Annotated in this window: 13 protein-coding genes; 11 read left to right on the top strand and 2 right to left on the bottom strand. The window is 72.3% G+C overall.

Annotated elements, in window-relative coordinates:
* The 3 genes from ACSBPG_RS09765 to bcsN are packed head-to-tail and all read left to right on the top strand — an operon-like array spanning position 1 to position 3,471.
* Positions 1 to 1,065 (top strand): glycosyl hydrolase family 8, encoded by a 1,065-nt coding sequence (locus tag ACSBPG_RS09765; RefSeq protein ID WP_435536961.1) that lies wholly within the window; start codon positions 1 to 3, stop codon positions 1,063 to 1,065.
* Entirely contained in the window at positions 1,062 to 2,813 is a 1,752-nt protein-coding gene (locus ACSBPG_RS09760) for a hypothetical protein (RefSeq protein WP_435536960.1), read from the top strand. The genes ACSBPG_RS09765 and ACSBPG_RS09760 overlap by 4 nt, the downstream gene beginning before the upstream one ends.
* Positions 2,814 to 2,817: 4 nt before the next feature.
* Positions 2,818 to 3,471 (top strand): cellulose biosynthesis protein BcsN, encoded by a 654-nt coding sequence (bcsN, locus tag ACSBPG_RS09755; protein ID WP_435536959.1) that lies wholly within the window; start codon positions 2,818 to 2,820, stop codon positions 3,469 to 3,471.
* A 28-nt stretch (positions 3,472 to 3,499) separates the two neighbouring features.
* Here the strand turns inward: bcsN and ACSBPG_RS09750 are convergent, their stop codons facing one another.
* On the bottom strand, positions 3,500 to 5,380 hold the full coding sequence (locus ACSBPG_RS09750) for a bifunctional sugar phosphate isomerase/epimerase/4-hydroxyphenylpyruvate dioxygenase family protein (protein ID WP_435536958.1): 1,881 nt from the start codon (positions 5,378 to 5,380) through the stop codon (positions 3,500 to 3,502).
* 52 nt (positions 5,381 to 5,432) lie between these two features.
* A complete protein-coding gene (locus tag ACSBPG_RS09745) occupies positions 5,433 to 6,812 on the bottom strand; it encodes a GntR family transcriptional regulator (RefSeq protein ID WP_435536957.1) in 1,380 nt (459 codons plus the stop codon).
* 204 nt (positions 6,813 to 7,016) lie between these two features.
* Between ACSBPG_RS09745 and ACSBPG_RS09740 the strand changes: the two genes are divergently transcribed.
* The 8 genes from ACSBPG_RS09740 to ACSBPG_RS09705 all read left to right on the top strand — a co-directional run bounded on the left by ACSBPG_RS09740 (position 7,017) and on the right by ACSBPG_RS09705 (position 16,955).
* Positions 7,017 to 8,006: a sialic acid TRAP transporter substrate-binding protein SiaP gene (locus ACSBPG_RS09740; RefSeq protein WP_435536956.1), complete on the top strand. Its 990-nt coding sequence runs from the start codon at positions 7,017 to 7,019 to the stop codon at positions 8,004 to 8,006.
* Positions 8,007 to 8,086: 80 nt separating this feature from the next.
* Positions 8,087 to 8,605 carry a TRAP transporter small permease gene (locus tag ACSBPG_RS09735; protein ID WP_435536955.1) on the top strand — a complete coding sequence of 173 codons (519 nt, stop codon included), beginning with the start codon at positions 8,087 to 8,089 and terminating at the stop codon, positions 8,603 to 8,605.
* Entirely contained in the window at positions 8,602 to 9,903 is a 1,302-nt protein-coding gene (locus ACSBPG_RS09730) for a TRAP transporter large permease (protein WP_435536954.1), read from the top strand. The genes ACSBPG_RS09735 and ACSBPG_RS09730 overlap by 4 nt, the downstream gene beginning before the upstream one ends.
* Positions 9,904 to 9,929: 26 nt before the next feature.
* Positions 9,930 to 10,364, top strand: coding sequence for a type II 3-dehydroquinate dehydratase (locus ACSBPG_RS09725; RefSeq protein ID WP_435536953.1), 435 nt, complete (start codon positions 9,930 to 9,932; stop codon positions 10,362 to 10,364).
* Between the two features lie 5 nt (positions 10,365 to 10,369).
* Positions 10,370 to 11,230 (top strand): shikimate dehydrogenase, encoded by an 861-nt coding sequence (locus ACSBPG_RS09720; protein WP_435536952.1) that lies wholly within the window; start codon positions 10,370 to 10,372, stop codon positions 11,228 to 11,230.
* A 123-nt stretch (positions 11,231 to 11,353) separates the two neighbouring features.
* Positions 11,354 to 12,298 carry an AraC family transcriptional regulator N-terminal domain-containing protein gene (locus ACSBPG_RS09715; RefSeq protein WP_435536951.1) on the top strand — a complete coding sequence of 315 codons (945 nt, stop codon included), beginning with the start codon at positions 11,354 to 11,356 and terminating at the stop codon, positions 12,296 to 12,298.
* Positions 12,299 to 12,596: 298 nt separating this feature from the next.
* The gene (locus ACSBPG_RS09710) at positions 12,597 to 13,760 is read left to right on the top strand and encodes an efflux RND transporter periplasmic adaptor subunit (protein ID WP_435536950.1); all 1,164 of its coding nucleotides are present in this window, start codon (positions 12,597 to 12,599) and stop codon (positions 13,758 to 13,760) included.
* Between the two features lie 21 nt (positions 13,761 to 13,781).
* Complete coding sequence (locus ACSBPG_RS09705) at positions 13,782 to 16,955, top strand: efflux RND transporter permease subunit (protein ID WP_435536949.1); 3,174 nt, start codon at positions 13,782 to 13,784, stop codon at positions 16,953 to 16,955.
* Positions 16,956 to 17,097 lie beyond the last annotated feature (142 nt).

Here is a 17,097-nt window from a genome sequence, read left to right as displayed (position 1 = left end):
ATGCCCCCATTCCCGTCCACCACCCGCAGGGCGCTGCTCGCCGGCGCCGGAGCGCTCGCCGCCGCGGCCGGCTGCCGGTGGCCGGCGGCGGCCGCGGAGCCGCCCGTCGCCGGCCCGGCGTGGCGAGGCTTCGTCAGCCGCTTCATCGCCGCCGACGGCCGGGTCGTCGACATCGGCAACGGCGGGATCAGCCACTCCGAGGGGCAGGGCTACGGGATGGTGCTGGCGGTGGCCGCCGGCGACCGCGCCGTCTTCGACCGCCTGTGGGCGTGGACCCGGCGCACCCTCGCCGTCCGCGACGACGGGCTGATGGCCTGGAAATGGGAGGAGGGGAAGGGCATCCCCGACCGCAACAACGCCAGCGACGGCGACGTCCTCATCGCCTGGGCGCTGCTGACCGGGGCGGAGCGGTGGAACGACGCCGAGCTGCGCGCGGCGGCGCTGGCGCTGCTCGGCGCGGTGCGCGACCGCGTGGTGACGCGCCTGGCCGACATGACCCTGCTGCTTCCCGGCGCGGCCGGGTTCCGGCGCGACACGGGCATCGTGGTCAACCCCAGCTACCTGGTGCTGCCGGCGTTCCGCGCCTTCGCCGCGGCGGACCCGGCGGGCCCGTGGGAGGAGTTGATCCGCTCCGGTCTGGTGCTGCTGGCCAAGGCGCGCTTCGGGCGCTGGCAGCTGCCGCCGGACTGGGCGGCGGTGGCCGAGGACGGCACGGTCTCGCTGCCCGACGGCTTCACCAAGCAGTTCGGCTACGACGCCATCCGGGTGCCCCTGTACCTCGCCTGGGCCGGCTACCGCGACCCGTACTATTTCCGCCCCTACAGCGCCTTCGCCGCCCAGTTCGGCGAGCGTCCCATCCCCGCCACGGTGTCGCTGCCCGGCGGCACCACCGCCCAGGTCGGGGCGTCGCGCGGCATGCTCGCCGTCCACCGGCTGGCGGCGCGGCTGGCCAACGCCGGCAACACGGTCGCCGTGCCGGCGGCGGCCGGTGAGGACGGCTACTATTCCACCGTGCTCGGTCTGCTCACCGGTCTGGCCGAACGCAGCCTCGGATCGACGCCATGATGCGCCTCCCCCTCCTCGCCGCGACCCTGGCCTGCCTGTCGGCGCCGGCCTGGGCGCAAGCCGGGGGCGGCGCCCCGCACGCCCTGGCGCCCGGCGTCGAGGTCCAGCTCGACGCGCCGGCGGCGCCGGCGCCCGGCGGCATCGACGAGACCGCGCTGCGCCACTACGCCCGCACCGGCGACGTCGCCCGCCTGGAGGCCGAGATCGCCCGCCTCAAGGCGATCGATCCGAACTGGCAGCCGCCCGCCGACCTGTTCGCGCCGCAGGCGACGCCGAGCGGCGTCGACGAGACGCCGATCTGGGCCCTCCTCGCCGACGGCAAGACGGCGGAGGCCCGCGCCGCCGTCGCCGAGCAGCGCCGCACGACGCCGGCCTGGACGCCGTCGGACAAGCTGACGGCCGAGCTCACCCGCGCCGAGACCACCCAGCGCGTCCGCACCGCCAGCGACGCCGGGCACTGGCAGGAGGTGGTCGACGCGGTGCAGGCCGACCCGCAGGTGCTGGGCTGCGCACGGCTCGACACCATGTGGCGGGCGGCCCAGGCGTACGGCGAGCTCAAGCGGACGGAGCGGGCCTTCGACCTCTACCGCTCCGTCATGAGCGACTGCCCGAACGCCGCCGACCGCCGCGCCACCCTGTTCAAGGCCAGCCCCTATCTGAGCGAGGAGCAGCTGCGCACCCTGGCCGAGCTCGGCACGCGGCCCGGCGAGGCCGCGCCGGCGACCGCAAACGGCGACGGGAACGGCGCCAGCGTGCGCGAGGGCCTGGCGGAGCTGAGCGCCGGGCGCATCCTGCAGCGCCTGTCGGCCAGGAACGCCGCCCCGTCGGCCGCCGAGCTGGAGCAGGCCGAGGCCTTCGTCGCCGACCGGAAGTCCGCCGACGGCGCCCTGGCGATCGGCTGGTTCTACCAGAACCGCCGGGCCTACGACGACGCCCGCCGCTGGTTCGCCCGCTCCGCCGACTGGGCGCCGAGCGACCGCGCCGCCGAGGGCCTGGTGCTGGCGCTGGCCGGACTCGGCCGGCGCGACGAGGCGCTGGCGACGGCCAAGCCGTGGCTGTCCAAGTCGCCGCGCGTCGCCCGTGCCGCGGAGAGCCTGCGGCGGGGCGGCGGAGGGGCCGGGAGCGGCGGCGGCGACGCCCCGGGTGCGCGGGCCGCGGCGGCGCTGCGCCAGGCGGTGCAGGTGCGCGACTGGGGCCGCTGCCTGGAGATCGTCCGGGCGGAACGCCAGGCCGGACGGGTGACGGCGGCCCTGGTGCAGCAGAGCGGCTGGTGCCTGCTGGAGCTGAAGCGCACGACCGAGGCGGACCTCGCCTTCGGCGAGGCGGCGGCGCTGGCGGCCAAGGGGCGCGGCGCCGACAGCGCGCGCATCGCCGACGAGGCGCGCTACGGCCAGATGCTGGCTCGCCTGGAGCTCGACGGCGCGGCCCGCGTGCTGAAGGCGCTGCCCGGGTCCGGGCTGACGCCGTCGCAAAAGACCGACGTCCAGGCCGACGCTTACGCCAAGCTGGCGCTGCAGGCCTACGACGAGAAGCGCTTCCGCGACGCGCTGCGCATGCTGGAGGCGCGCCGCGCCCTGGCGCCGGAGACGCGGGGCTTGACCTTGATGCGCGGCTGGTCCCTCTACCACACGGAACGGCGCGGCGAGGCGCTGGCGGTGTTCGAGGAGCTCGACCGCCGCCTCAGCACGCCCGAAACACGGGAGGCGGTCGATGTGGTGCGGATGTCCCTGTACGGGGCCTGGGACTGAGAGGATGGGTGTGAGGCTTCCCGGCGGCGCCGCCGCGGCGCTGATCGTGGCCGTGGCCCTGGGCGGCTGCGCGCCGGGCTTCCGGCGCGACGAGAGCTGGCGCGTGCCCACCACCTGGACGCGCATCGCGCCGGAGGAGGTGCCCGTCTTCCTGTCGCCGGGTCCGGTGGCCGTCGTCGGAGCCCAGGCGCGCGACATCGGCACGATCTACCGTTCCTACCATGTGGTGCTCAGCAACCCGACGACGCTGCCGCAGGAGAACCGTCTCGACGTCGACGTCGAGTGGATGGCCACGGACATCCTCTCGTCCCTTGACCGCCCGGCCCGCCCCTACCCGCTGCCGCTCTACACGCTGGAGCGCCTGAACGAGACGCTGGCCGCCGAGTTTCCCGGGCTGGAGCCGCACGTCGGCGAGATCGAGCGGCACAACCGCTACGGCGTGTACGACCACGCCTACGCGACGGACGGCACCGTCACTTGCGTGCTCGCCTGGCAGCAGATCACCGATCGCGAGCGGGTGCTGCCGGAGACCATCGCGTCCATCCGCCTGGAGTGGCGGGTGTGCGGGACCGGCGGCGATCCGGCATCGCTGCTCGCCCCCTTCGACGCGCTGCGGCTGACGATCGACCCCGCCATGCTGGAGCTGCCGGCGACCTGAGCAAAGCTGCTTGGCGCCGGCCGGCGCGTCAGGGAACGGGCGGGCGCGCCGCCCACCGGGTCTGCGCGGCGAGACGGATCGGCGCGTTGACGGCGCCGTAGCCTTGGTAGGCGCGCCGCTGCACGATCTCGAAGAAGAAGCCGCCCTCCAGCATGCCGGTGTAGGCGTGGTAGAACGCCGACGTCCCCTGGCCGTCGTACAGGATGTTGCCGGCGCGCAGGCGGTCGACCTCGGCCGCGGTCAGGTCGGCCCGCACCTCGAGGTCGTCGTAGTAGTTCTCGGGGATCGCCAGGAGGTCGACGCCGCCCGCCTTCAGGCGGTCGACGGTGGCGAGGATGTCGTCCGTGGCGAAGGCGACGTGCTGGACGCCCGACCCGAAGAACTCGTCGACGAAGCGCGACGACAGGGTCTGGCGGCTCTGCGAGGCGTTGAGGATCAGCCGGAGCGCGCCGTCGGGCGTCTCCACGGCCTGGCTCTGGACGACGCCGCCGGGGTCGATGACCGCCTGGGCCGGCGTCGTCCGCACCTCCAGGAGCGAGGTGTAGAACAGCAGCCAGCTCAGCATCTCCTCGTACTGCATGGACTGGGAGACGTGGTCGATCGCCGTCAGCCCGGCCTCTCCCGCCCCGTCGTCCGCGACCGGCGCGAAGTCGACGTCCCACAGCCGGTCCAGCCCGTGCGCCCGGTCGACGAAATAGAGCAGGCTGCCGCCCAGGCCGCGCACCGCGGGAATGTCCAGCTCGCCCGGCCCGACCGCGCCGCGGAACGGCTGGTCCAGCAGCGCCAGCGCGCGGTCGACGGTGGCGCGGGCGTCGTCGACGCGCAGCGCCAGGGCGCACACCGACGTGCCGTGGGTGATGTGGAAGGAATGGGCGAATCCCTCGGCCTCGGCGTTCACCACGATGTTGACCGCCCCCTGGCGCCAGCGGGTCGCCGCCTTCGAGCGGTGGACGCCGGCCTTGCGGAAGCCGAGGCCCCGCAGGGTGGCCTCGAAGCCGGCGGCGCCGCGCTCGTCGACGGCGAACTCGATGAACTCGACGCCGGAGCAGACCCCTTTGGACGGCAGCACCGGCACGCCCGGCACCGGTGCGCCGGTGCGCCGCCGCAGCCCGTCGAGCATGGCGATCAGCGACCGCTGCCCGTCGACGGCGACGCCGCGCGCCGAGCCGGCGCGGAAGCGGTCGTTGAAGATCTCCAGCGACAGCAGGCCGTCGAAACCGGTGGCGTGCAGCGCGGTCATGAAGGCGTCGACCGGCAGTTCCCCCTGGCCGGGGAAGCAGCGGTGGTGCCGGCTCCACGACAGGCAGTCCATGTCGAGCCGCGGCGCGTCGGCGATCTGGACCAGGAAGATGCGGTCGGCGGGGATGGCGCGGATCGCCGACAGGTCGGTGCCGCGGGCCAGCACATGGAAGGAATCGAGCACCAGCCCGACGGCGGGATGGTCGGCGCGCCGCACCACCTCCCAGGCGTCGCGGTAGTCGTGGATGTGCCGCCCCCAGGACAGCGCCTCGAAGGCGACGCGCAGGCCGCGCCGGGCCGCCCGTTCGCCCAGCTCGCGCAGGTCGGCCGCCGCCCGGTCGATGCCGCCCAGCGAGTCGGGCGAGACGTTGGAGCACACCATCAGCAGGTCGCAGCCCAGCTCCCGCATCACGTCGAACTTCCGCTCGGCACGGGCGAAGACCTTGCTGCGCTGCGGCTCGGGCATGCCCTCGAAGTCGCGGAACGGCTGGAAGGCGATCACCCCGAGGCCGAGGCCGGCGATCATCCGGCGGACATCGGCCGGGGTGCCGTCGAACGTCAGCAGGTCGTTCTCGAAGATCTCGACGCCGGTGAACCGGGCCGCGGCGATGGCTTCGATCTTCTCGGCGAGCGTGCCGCTCAGGCAGACGGTGGCGATGGCCGTGCGCATGGTCGTCTCTCCCGTTGCTCGTGCCGGCCCGTTCCCTGCGCGGGCCAGCCGGTCAGGCGATGGTTCCGGCGGCCAGCGCGTGCTCGACCCCGCCGGCGACGTGGCGCCGCAGCACCTCGCAGGCGCGCGCCGAATCGCGGTCCATGGCGCAGTCCAGCAGCAGCGTGTGCTCGTGCGCCGCGATGTCGCCGCGGTAGCTCAGCGCGATCATCTGATAGCGCAGGTACTTGTCGAAGACGGCGGCGTGGGCCTCGATCAGCATCCGCGAGCCGCAGGCGGAGATGAGCGCCTGGTGGAACTGCCAGTCGTACTGCTTCCAGCTCTCGGTGCAGGTGCGGTCGTCGGCGGCCATCCGCTCCTCCATCCGGGCGAGCCGGTGGTGGGCCGCGACGACGCGGCTTTCCCAGTCCATGTCGCCGGCGCGGAACGACTGCTCGAGCGCGCGGCCTTCCAGCATCAGGCGCAGGTCGGCGATCTCGCGCAGGTTGGCGATCGACACGGGAGCGACCTCGAAGCCCTTCTGGCCTTCGGCGACCACCAGACGCTCCGACGACAGCCGGTTCAGGATCTCGCGCAGGGTGCTGACGCTGGCGCCGTAGTCGGCCTTCAGCGCCTCCAGCTTCAGCTTCCGGCCGGGCGGCAGGCGCCCGAAGATGATGTCGGCGCGGATCTTGCGGTAGGCGGTCTCGCCCACCGACTGGAAGGCCTCGCCGGCCGCGGGGTCGACGTCCATCCGCGCGACGGCCGGTCCGCGCCGGTGCGCCGCCGGCAGGGCTCCGCTCTCCAGCGTATGGGCGACGCAGCCGTCGACGTGACGCGTCAGCACGGCGCAGGCCGCCGCCGCGTCGCGCGCCAGCGCGCAGTCCAGCAGCTCCTGGTGCTCCGACGCCGCCGCGGCGCCGCGGAAGACCACGGCGACCATCTGGTAGCGCAGATACTGGTCGAAGACGCCGCCGAAGAGGTCCAGCAGGGTCTGCGAGCCGCACGCCTCGATCAGCGCCTGATGGAACTCGCGGTCGTAGCGCTTCCACAGCTCGGTGCCCGTGCGGTCGCCGGCCATCATGCGGCGTTCCATGACCTTCAGCTTGTGGTGCGCGGCGACGACGCGGCTCTCCCACTCCAGGTCGCCGGCGGCGAAGGATTGCGGCAGGGCATGGGTCTCCAGGAGGAGCCGCATCGCCGCCACGTCGCGGAACCCGTCCGGCGACACCGGGGCCACCTGAAAGCCGCGCTGCCCTTCGGCGTGCACGAGCCCCTCCGACGACAGCCGGCTCAGCACCTCGCGCAGGGTGCTGACGCTCGCACCGTAGTCGGTCGCCAGCCGGTCGAGGCGCAGCCGCGCTCCCGGTCCGAGCCGGTCGAAGATGATGTCCGTCCGGATCCGGTCGTAGGTCCGGTCTGCGATCGAAGGCGCCAGCAACTCGACGCTCATGCGGCTTCCATCCTTGCTTCGGGCACGTTCGGCTCCCGCCGCGCCGTCGGAGACGGCGCCGTTCCGTATGCGTGACCGGATCTTATCCGATCAACGGCAAAATGTCATGTGATTACGCAATCAGCTATTGATCCTTTTTCCATCCGAGTCAATAGTGCTTCCTAAGACGCAACCATATTGCGCATACGATCGAGGAGGAGACAGATGCTGCCCACCATCACCAGACGATTCGTCGTGGCCGCGGGCGTGGCCCTCGTGGCCTGGGGCGCCGGCGGGATCGCCACGGCTGAGGACGCGAAGAAGCTGCGCTTCTCGGCCGTGTTCTCGGAGCAGGACATCCGCGCCGAGATGATGAAGCGCTTCGCCGACGCCGTGAAAAAGGACTTCACGATCCAGCCCTATCTCGGCGGGACGCTGTTCAAGCAGGGCACCGAGCTGGTCGCCATGCAGCGCGGCAACCTGGAGATGGGCAACGTCGCGCCGCAGGACGTCTCGAACCAGATCCCGGCCTGGTCCATCGTCACGTCGGCCTACCTGTTCCGCGACGCCGAGCACCTGAAGACGGTGTTCGCGAGCGACGTCGGCGCACGGCTCAAGACGATGGCGTCCGAGCAGCTCGGCATTCACATCCTCGGCCCGACCTACTACGGCTCGCGCCAGATCGGCCTGCGCGTCGACAAGAAGATCACCACGCCCGACGACATGGCGGGGATCAAGCTGCGCATGCCCGGCGGCGACGCCTGGCAGTTCCTCGGCGAGGCCATCGGCGCCAACCCGACGCCGATGGCCTACGCCGAGGTCTACACGGGCCTGCAGACGGGCGCCATCGACGGTCAGGACAACCCGCTGCCCAACGTCCAGAACATGAAGTTCTACGAGGTGATGAAGCAGGTCGTGCTGAGCTCGCATCTCGTCGCCTTCGACCTGCTCGCCGTGTCGAACAAGGTCTGGGACGCCATGACCCCGGAGCAGCAGAAGGCGTTCCAGGCCGCCGCCGACGAGGCCATCGCCTGGAGCACCGAGCAGCACCGCAAGCGCGAGGACGAACTCGCCGCCTTCTTCAAGGCGCAGGGGCTCGAGGTCTACAAGCCGGACGTCGACGCCTTCCGGGCCTACGCCCAGAAGAAGTATCTCGCCTCCGACTTGGCCGCGGGCTGGATCCCCGGCATGCTGGAGAAGATCAACGCGATGTGACGACCGGGCGCGGCCGCCGGGGCTCGCTCCCGGCGGCCGCGCCCGGCGATCCGTGACCGCCCACGCGGAGATCCGTCCCGATGACCGGGTATCTTGGCAAGGCCGGGCCGTGGCTCGCCCGCCGCGCCGAAAACGTCGCGGCCGCCATGCTGGCCGCCATGTTCGCGGCGTTCATCCTGCAGATCGCCTTCCGATACGTCCTGGGGCTGCCCATCGGGTGGACCCACGAGCTCAGCGCCACGCTGTGGATCTGGCTGGTGCTCTGGGGCGCGGCGTTCGTCCTGACGGACGCCGAGGAGATCCGCTTCGACATCGTCTACGGCACGGCCCGTCCGCGCGCCCGCCGGGCCATGTGCGCCGTCTCGGCGCTGGCGCTGGTGGCGCTCTATCTGGTGTCGCTGCCTGCGGTCGTCGACTACGTCGCCTTCATGAAGGTGCAGAAGACGACCTATCTCAAGATCCGCTACGACTGGCTGTTCTCGATCTACGTCGTCTTCGCGGTCGCCGCCATCGCCCGCCATCTCTGGCTCGGCTGGCAGGCCCTGTTCGGCCACGACGGGGAGGAGGCCGCGGGCGTCGTCCGGGTGGGCGGCGAATGACCGTCGCAAGCCCCTTCTCGCTGGCGGTCGTCGCGATCACGGCGCTCGCCGTCATCGGGCTGCCCATCGGCCACGCGATGATCGCCGGCTCGATCCTCTATCTGCTGCTGGCCGGCCAGGACATGGGGATCGCCGCCGAGCAGATCCTCAACGGGATGTACGGCAACTACGTCATCCTGGCGGTGCCGCTGTTCATCCTGGCCGCCGAGTTCATGAACATCGGCAGCATGACGGACCGGCTGACGGCGTTCTGCAACGCCCTGGTCGGCCGCTTCCGCGGCGGGATCGCCCACGTCAACATCCTGCAGAGCATCGTCTTCGCCGGCATGTCGGGCTCGGCCATCGCCGACGCCGCCGGCACCGGGCGCATGATGCAGGTGATGATGACCCGCGACGGCGGCTACACGCCGAGCTACGCGGCGGCGGTGACGGCCGTCTCCTCGATCATCGGGCCGATCATCCCGCCCTCGATCCCGATGGTCCTCTACGCCCTGGTCTCCGACGCCTCCATCGGCTTCCTCTTCCTCGGCGGCATCGTCCCCGGGCTGCTGATGGCGGCCAGCCAGATGGCGATCGTCGCCATCACGGCGCGCCGCCGGAACTTCCCCGTGGAACCGCCGGTCCCGGTGCGCGCGCTCCCCGGCATCACCTGGCGGGCCCTGCCGTCGCTGATGATGCCGGCGGTCCTGCTCGGCGGAATCTACGGCGGCGTGATGACGCCGACGGAGGCCGCCGCGGTCGCCGCGGCGTACGCCCTCGCCGTCTCGGCCGTCGTCTACCGCAGCGTCAGCTGGACGACGTTCTACCGGTCGCTGGCGGTGAGCGCCCGCACGACGGTGTCCATCGGCATGCTGATCGCCGGCTCGGTCGTCTTCAACTACGTCGTCACCGTCGAGAACATCCCCGACACGGTGCGGCTCCTGCTCGGCGCCTGGGACCTGTCGCCGGCCGGCTTCCTGATCCTGGTCAACGTGCTGCTGCTGGTGCTGGGCTGCGTGCTGGAGGGCACGGCGATCCTGCTGGTCGTGGTCCCCGTCTTCATCCCGACGGCGCAGGCGCTGGGCATCGACCTCGTCCACTTCGGCGTGGTCGTGGTGGTCAACATCATGATCGGGCTGGTGACGCCGCCCTACGGGCTGCTCCTCTTCATCATGCGGAGCATCTCGGGCGCCCCGGTGTACGCCATCGTCCGCGACACCCAGCCCTTCCTCGCCGCGATGCTGGTCGCGCTCGCCGTCCTCACCTTCGTTCCCGAGACCGTCCTCTGGCTGCCGCGGCTGTTCGGCTACCAGGGCTGACCGGCCCCTGCCCGAGAAACGAGCCCATGAGCACACCGATCCACGTCCTCAACGGACCCAACCTGAACCGCCTCGGCGCCCGCGAGCCGGAGATCTACGGCCGCACCACGCTCGCCGAGGTGGAGGCGATGTGCCGGGAGGCGGCCGGCGGCCATCCCCTGGTGTTCCGCCAGTCGAACCGCGAGTACGAGCTGATCGACTGGGTGCACGAGGCGGTCGACGCCGACGCCGGCGTCGTCATCAACCCCGCCGCCTTCACCTTCACCTCCATGGCGCTGATGGACGCCCTGAAGATGGTCCGCCGCCCCCTGATCGAGCTGCACATCTCCAACATCCACCGCCGCGAGCCGCTCTACCACAAGTCGCTGGTCTCGCCGGTCGCGACGGCGGTGGTGGCCGGCCTCGGTGCCCGCGGCTATCCCGTCGCGGTCCGCGCCGTGCGCGACCTGCTGGAGGAGTGACGGCGATGCCCGCGCCGCCGTTCGCCGGGCCGTCCCTCCTGCTGGGGCTGGTGGGGAGCGGCATCCAGGCCTCGCGCACGCCCGCCCTGCACGAGCGCGAGGCGGCGGAGCTGGGCCTGCGCTGCCTCTACCGGCTGATCGACCTCGAGGCGCTCGGCCTCGACGCAGGCGCCCTGCCCGACATCCTGACCGCGGCCGAGCGCTTCGGCTTCGCCGGGCTCAACGTCACCCACCCCTGCAAGCAGGCGGTGATCGCGCTGCTCGACGACCTGTCGCCCGACGCGCGCGCGCTCGGCGCGGTGAACACGGTCGTCCTGAAGGACGGGCGCCGCGTCGGCCACAACACCGACTGGTGGGGCTTCGCCGAGAGCTTCCGCCGCGAGCTGCCCGACGTCCGCCGCGACCGGGTCGTCCTGTTCGGCGCCGGCGGCGCCGGGGCGGCGGTCGGCCACGCCCTGCTGACCGCGGGTGCGGGGCGGGTGGTGATCGTCGACACCGACGCCGGCCGCGCCGAGGCCCTGGCGGCCGCCCTGTGCGCCCGCTTCGGCGCCGATCGCGCCGCCACGGCGCCGTCCCCCGCGGCGGCCATGGCGGGCGCCGACGGGATCGTCAACGCGACCCCGCTGGGCATGGCGAAATACCCCGGCAGCGCCGTTCCGGAGGCGCTGCTCCACCCCGGCCTGTGGGTGGCCGACATCGTCTACTTCCCGCTGGAGACCGAGCTGCTGCGCCGGGCCCGCGCGCTGGGCTGCCGCACCCTGGCGGGCGGCGGCATGGCGGTCTTCCAGGCGGTCGGCGCCTTCCGCCTCTTCGCCGGGCGCGAGCCCGACGCCGGGCGCATGCTCCGCCACTTCGCCGCCATGTGACACCGGGACCGTCCTCCCGATGCTCCGAGTTTCATGCCCGATCCTGCAAACGGGCCAACTTCCTGTTTCGCACGAGCGAAAGGACCGATAGAGAGGAGTCGACGCCAGCTCAGGAGACCGTTCGTGACCGATCCCTTTCGCGAGATGGCTTCGATCATTTCCCGCCACGCGGCCGGCGAGGGCGCCACCGCCACCGCCATCGCCGACCTCTTCGTCAGCCGCCAGCCGACGCCCTCGAAGCGCGTCCACACCACCCATCGGCCGACCTTCGCCCTGGTCGTCCAGGGGGCCAAGAGCCTGACCGTCGGCAACGAGGACCTGACCTACGGCGTCGGCGACTATCTGCTGGTGTCCCTGGACCTGCCGGTCGCCTCCTGCGTGACCCACGCGCGGCCCGACGAGCCCCAGCTCGGCATGGGACTCGTCATCGATCCGGAACGCCAGGCCGAGGTCTTCGCCCGCATGCGGATCCCCCACCGCGCCACGGCCGACGCGGACACCCGCAGCGTCGTCGTCGCCAAGGCGCCCGCCGACCTCGTCGACGCGACGCTGCGGCTGCTGCGGCTGCTCGACCGGCCGCAGGACATCCCCGTCCTGGCGCCGCTGTTCGAGCAGGAGATCATCTACCGCCTGCTGTCGGGCCCCTACGGCGCGCGCCTGCTCCAACTCGCCATGGCGGAGAGCCCCAGCAACAAGGTCGCCAAGGCGATCGCCTGGCTGCGGGCGAACTTCGCGCAGCCGCTGCGGATCGGCGCCCTGGCCGACCAGGTCGGGATGAGCGAATCCTCGCTCCACCACCACTTCAAGGCCGTCACCGCGATGACGCCGGTGCAGTACCAGAAGCAGCTCCGGCTCCACGAGGCCCGCCGCCTGCTGCTCGTCGAGCGGCTCGACGTCGCCGCCGCGGCCTATGCGGTGGGCTACCAGAGCCCGTCGCAGTTCAGCCGCGACTACAGCCGCCTCTACGGCCTGCCGCCGGCGCGCGACGCCGGCCGGCCGCGCGGGGCCGGGCTGCCGCCCGCCGGCCGGCCCGGCGACGCCGGCCTGGGCGCGTCCGCCCTGCGCTGACCCACGCCACCGCCGGCTTCCGGCGCCCGAACCCTCCGCAACCCCTCGATTGGCCGAACAGACGGGCCCTCCGGACCATGATTGTTCGGACGATCCGAATTGTGTTCCCGAACCCGCCGTCTTTATCCGAGCGCCATGCTCGGACACAGTGCATCTGCTGCACTGCGGGATCGGCGCCGGACACCGGCCGCCGCCTGCGGTGCCGCCTTCATCAGGAGACCCCATGTCCACGACGTCCGTGTCCCAAGCGCCCGTGTCTCAAACGCCCGTGTCCCAAACGCCCGTGTCGGCGCGGCGTGTGCGTTTCGCCCTGCTGCTGGCGGCCGGTGTGTCCATGGCCGCCGTCACCGGGTTCCTCGCCCTGCGCAGCCCGGCCGGCGCCCAGACGGCGCCGGCCGCCCCGCCGGCCGTCGAGGTCGACGTCGCCTCCGTCGTCGCCCGCCCGGTGCGCGACTGGCACGCCTTCTCCGGCCGGCTGGAGGCGGTGGAGCGGGTCGAGGTGCGCCCCCGCGTGCCCGGCACCATCGTCGCCGTCCATTTCGAGAGCGGCGCCCGGGTCGAGCAGGGCGACGTCCTGTTCACCATCGACCCCGCGCCCTACGCCGCCGAGGTGGCGCGCGCCGAGGCGCAGGTCGCCGCCGCCGAGGCGCGGGTGCGCTACACCGCCGCCGACCTGGAGCGCGCCCGCGGCCTGACCCGCGGCGCCACCATCTCGCGCAGCACGCTCGACGAGAAGGAGAGCGCCGCCCGCGAGGCCGCCGCCAACCTCAAGGCCGCCCAGGCGGCGCTGGACATCGCCCGGCTCGACCTCGGCTACACCGAGGTGCGGGCGCCGATCGCCGGCCGCGTGTCGCGGGCCGAGCGCACCGTCGGCAACGTGGTGGCGGCCGGCGCCGCGGCCGAGCCGCTGACCACCCTGGTCTCGGTCTCGCCGATCTACGCGTCCTTCGACGTCGACGAGCAGACCTACCTCACCACCATCGCCCCGGTGAAGGACAGCGAAGCGATCCCGGTGCGCCTCGGCCTCGCCAACGAGGAGGGCCATCCCCGCACCGGCACCGTGGAGTCGGTGGACAACCGGCTCGACACCGTGTCCGGCACCATCCGCGTGCGGGCGCGCTTCGACAATCCCGACGGCTTGCTGGTGCCCGGCCTCTACGCCCGCATCCTGGTCGGCGGGACCGAGCCCCACGACGCGGTGCTGGTCGACGAGCGCGCCATCGGCACCGACCAGGACAAGAAGTACGTCCTGATCGTCGGCGAGGACGACCGGGTCAGCTACCGCGCCGTCGGCCTCGGCCGCCGCCACGGAGCGCTGCGCGCCGTGACGTCCGGCCTGGCGGCCGGCGAGCGCATCGTCGTCAACGGCGTGCAGCACGCCCGCCCCGGCGACGCCGTCCGCCCGCGCGCCGTCGCCATGGTCGGCGAGCGCACCGAGACGGCGTCCGCCGAGACGCCGTAACCGGCTTCACGGGATCCCGCCATGAACGTCTCCGGCTTCTTCATCGAACGGCCGATCTTCGCCGGCGTGCTGTCGGTCGCCATCTTCCTGGCCGGCCTCATCGCCGTCGTCCGGCTGCCCATCTCCGAATACCCCGAGGTCGTGCCGCCCTCGGTGGTGGTGCGCGCCCAGTTCCCGGGCGCCAACCCCAAGGTCATCGCCGAGACCGTCGCCGCCCCGCTCGAGGAGCAGATCAACGGCGTCGAGAACATGCTCTACATGCAGTCGCAGGCCAACAGCGACGGCAACATGGCGCTGACCGTGACCTTCCGCCTCGGCACCGACGCGGACAAGGCGCAGCAGCTCGTGCAGAACCGCGTCGCCCAGGCGCTGCCGCGCCTGCCCGAGGACGTGCAGCGCCTGGGCGTGACGACGGTGAAGAGCTCGCCCACCCTGACCATGGTGGTGCACGTCCTGTCGCCGGACGACCGCTACGACATGACGTACCTGCGCAACTACGCCGTCCTCAACGTCAAGGACCGGCTGAGCCGCATCGCCGGCGTCGGCGAGGTGCAGGTGTGGGGGGCCGGCGACTACGCCATGCGGGTCTGGCTCGACCCGCAGAAGGTGGCTGAGCGCCGCCTCATCGCCGGCGACGTGGTGGCCGCCATCCGCGAGCAGAACGTCCAGGTCGCCGCCGGCGTGATCGGCGCCGCCCCGGCCGCCGACGGCACGCCGCTGCAGCTCTCGGTCAACGCCAAGGGCCGGCTGCGCACCGCCGAGGAGTTCGGCGACATCGTCCTCAAGGTCGGCGCCGACGGCGGCGTCACCCGCCTGCGCGACGTGGCGCGGGTCGAGCTGGCGGCCGCCCAGTACAGCCTGCGCTCGCTGCTCGACAACAAGCCGGCGGTGGCGCTCGGCATCAACCAGACGCCCGACGCCAACGCGCTCGCCATCTCCGATTCCGTGCGCGAGATCATGGCGGAGCTGAAGCAGGACATGCCGCCGGGCGTCGACTATTCCATCGTCTACGACCCCACCCAGTTCGTCCGCTCGTCCATCGAGGCGGTGGTGCACACCCTGCTCGAGGCGGTGGCGCTGGTGGTGCTGGTGGTGATCGTCTTCCTGCAGACCTGGCGCGCCTCCATCATCCCGCTGCTGGCGGTGCCGGTCTCCATCGTCGGCACCTTCGCGCTGATGCTGGCCTTCGGCTACTCCATCAACGCGCTGTCGCTGTTCGGCATGGTGCTGGCGATCGGCATCGTCGTCGACGACGCCATCGTCGTGGTGGAGAACGTCGAGCGCAACATCGCCTCCGGCCTGTCGGCGCGCGAGGCGACGCACCGGGCCATGCGCGAGGTGAGCGGCCCGATCATCGCCATCGCCCTCACGCTGGTCGCCGTGTTCGTGCCGCTGGCGGCGATGACCGGGCTGACCGGCGAGTTCTACCGCCAGTTCGCCATGACCATCGCCATGTCGACGGTGATCTCGGCCTTCAACTCGCTGACCCTGTCGCCGGCCCTGTCGGCGGTGCTGCTGCGCGGCCACCACGATCCCCAGGACCGCCTCACCCGCATCATGAACCGGGTGCTCGGCCCCTTCTTCCGCCTGTTCAACCGCGTCTTCAACCGGGCGTCGGAGGGCTACGGCCGGGGTGTGGGCGGCGTCCTGCGCCGCAAGGGGGCGATGCTGGCGGTCTACGCCCTGCTGCTCGGCCTGACGGTGGTGCTGGGCCGCGCCGTGCCCACCGGCTTCGTGCCGGCCCAGGACAAGGAGTACCTGATCAGCTTCGCCCAGCTGCCGACCGGCGCCTCGCTCGACCGCACCGAGGGGGTGATCCGCGCCATGACCGAGACGGCCCTCGCCCAGCCCGGCGTCGAGCACGCCGTCGCCTTCCCCGGCCTGTCGGTCAACGGCTTCACCAACAGCTCCAGCGCCGGCATCGTCTTCGTCACCCTGAAGCCGTTCGCCGAGCGCCACGACCCCATCCTGTCGGCCGGCGCCATCGCCGGCGCGCTGCAGCAGAAGTACGCCGCCATGAAGGAGGCCTTCGTCGCCGTGTTCCCGCCACCGCCGGTGATGGGGCTGGGCACGCTGGGCGGCTTCAAGCTGCAGATCGAGGACCGCGGGGCGCTCGGCTACGAGGCGCTGAACGAGGCGGTGAAGGCCTTCGTCACCCGCGCCGCCCAGACGCCGGAGCTGGGGCCGACCTTCTCCAGCTACCAGATCGACGTGCCCCAGCTCGACGTCGAGCTGGACCGCGTGAAGGCCAAGCAGCTCGGCGTGCCGGTGGGCGAGGTGTTCGACACCATGCAGATCTACCTCGGCTCGCTCTACGTCAACGACTTCAACGCCTTCGGCCGGGTCTACCAGGTCCGCGTGCAGGCCGACGCGCCGTTCCGCGCCGACGCCGACGACATCGGCCAGCTCAAGACGCGCAACGACCAGGGGGTGATGGTGCCGCTGTCGTCGCTGGTCACCGTCGCCCCCAGCTACGGGCCGGAGATGGTGGTGCGCTACAACGGCTACACCGCCGCCGACATCAACGGCGGCCCGGCGCCGGGATTCTCGTCGGGCCAGGCCGAGGCGGCGGCCGAACGCATCGCCGCCGACGTGCTGCCGCGCGGCATGAAGTTCGAGTGGACCGACCTCACCTACCAGCAGATCCTGGCCGGCAACGCCGCCTACTGGATCTTCCCGATCAGCGTGCTGCTGGTGTTCCTGGTGCTGGCCGCCCAGTACGAGAGCCTGATCCTGCCCCTGGCCATCCTGCTGATCGTGCCCATGAGCCTGCTCTCGGCGCTGGCCGGCGTGTGGCTGACGGCCGGCGACAACAACATCTTCACCCAGATCGGCTTCATGGTGCTGGTCGGGCTGTCGGCCAAGAACGCCATCCTGATCGTCGAGTTCGCCCGCGACCTCGAGGCCCAGGGGCGCTCGGTGGTGCAGGCCGCCATCGAGGCGAGCCGGCTGCGCCTGCGGCCGATCCTGATGACCTCGATCGCCTTCATCATGGGCGTGGTGCCGCTGGTCACCTCCACCGGCGCCGGCGCCGAGATGCGCCAGGCCATGGGTGTCGCGGTGTTCGCCGGCATGATCGGCGTCACCCTGTTCGGCCTGCTGCTCACCCCGGTGTTCTACGTCGTCCTGCGCCGGCTCGCCGGGGCGGAGCGGCGGGCCGGCGGCGGCGCTTACGCCGGGGCGCCGGCGGAGTAGGCAGGGCCGCCAGAGGGCCGCCAGAGGGGGAGGGGTCCGCGCGGTCCCTCCCCCTCGCCGTTTTCGCGCCGGAGGCCGGCGCCGGAATTCGCCCTGACCCGCGGCGGGAGAGGGCACGACGACCCGATGCGATCACCCCGAG

It is taken from the genome of Azospirillum sp. ST 5-10, assembly GCF_051225715.1.
GTDB lineage: Bacteria > Pseudomonadota > Alphaproteobacteria > Azospirillales > Azospirillaceae > Azospirillum.
The sequence above is the reverse complement of the archived record's forward strand: the minus strand, read 5'-3'. Positions and strand labels throughout refer to the sequence as shown.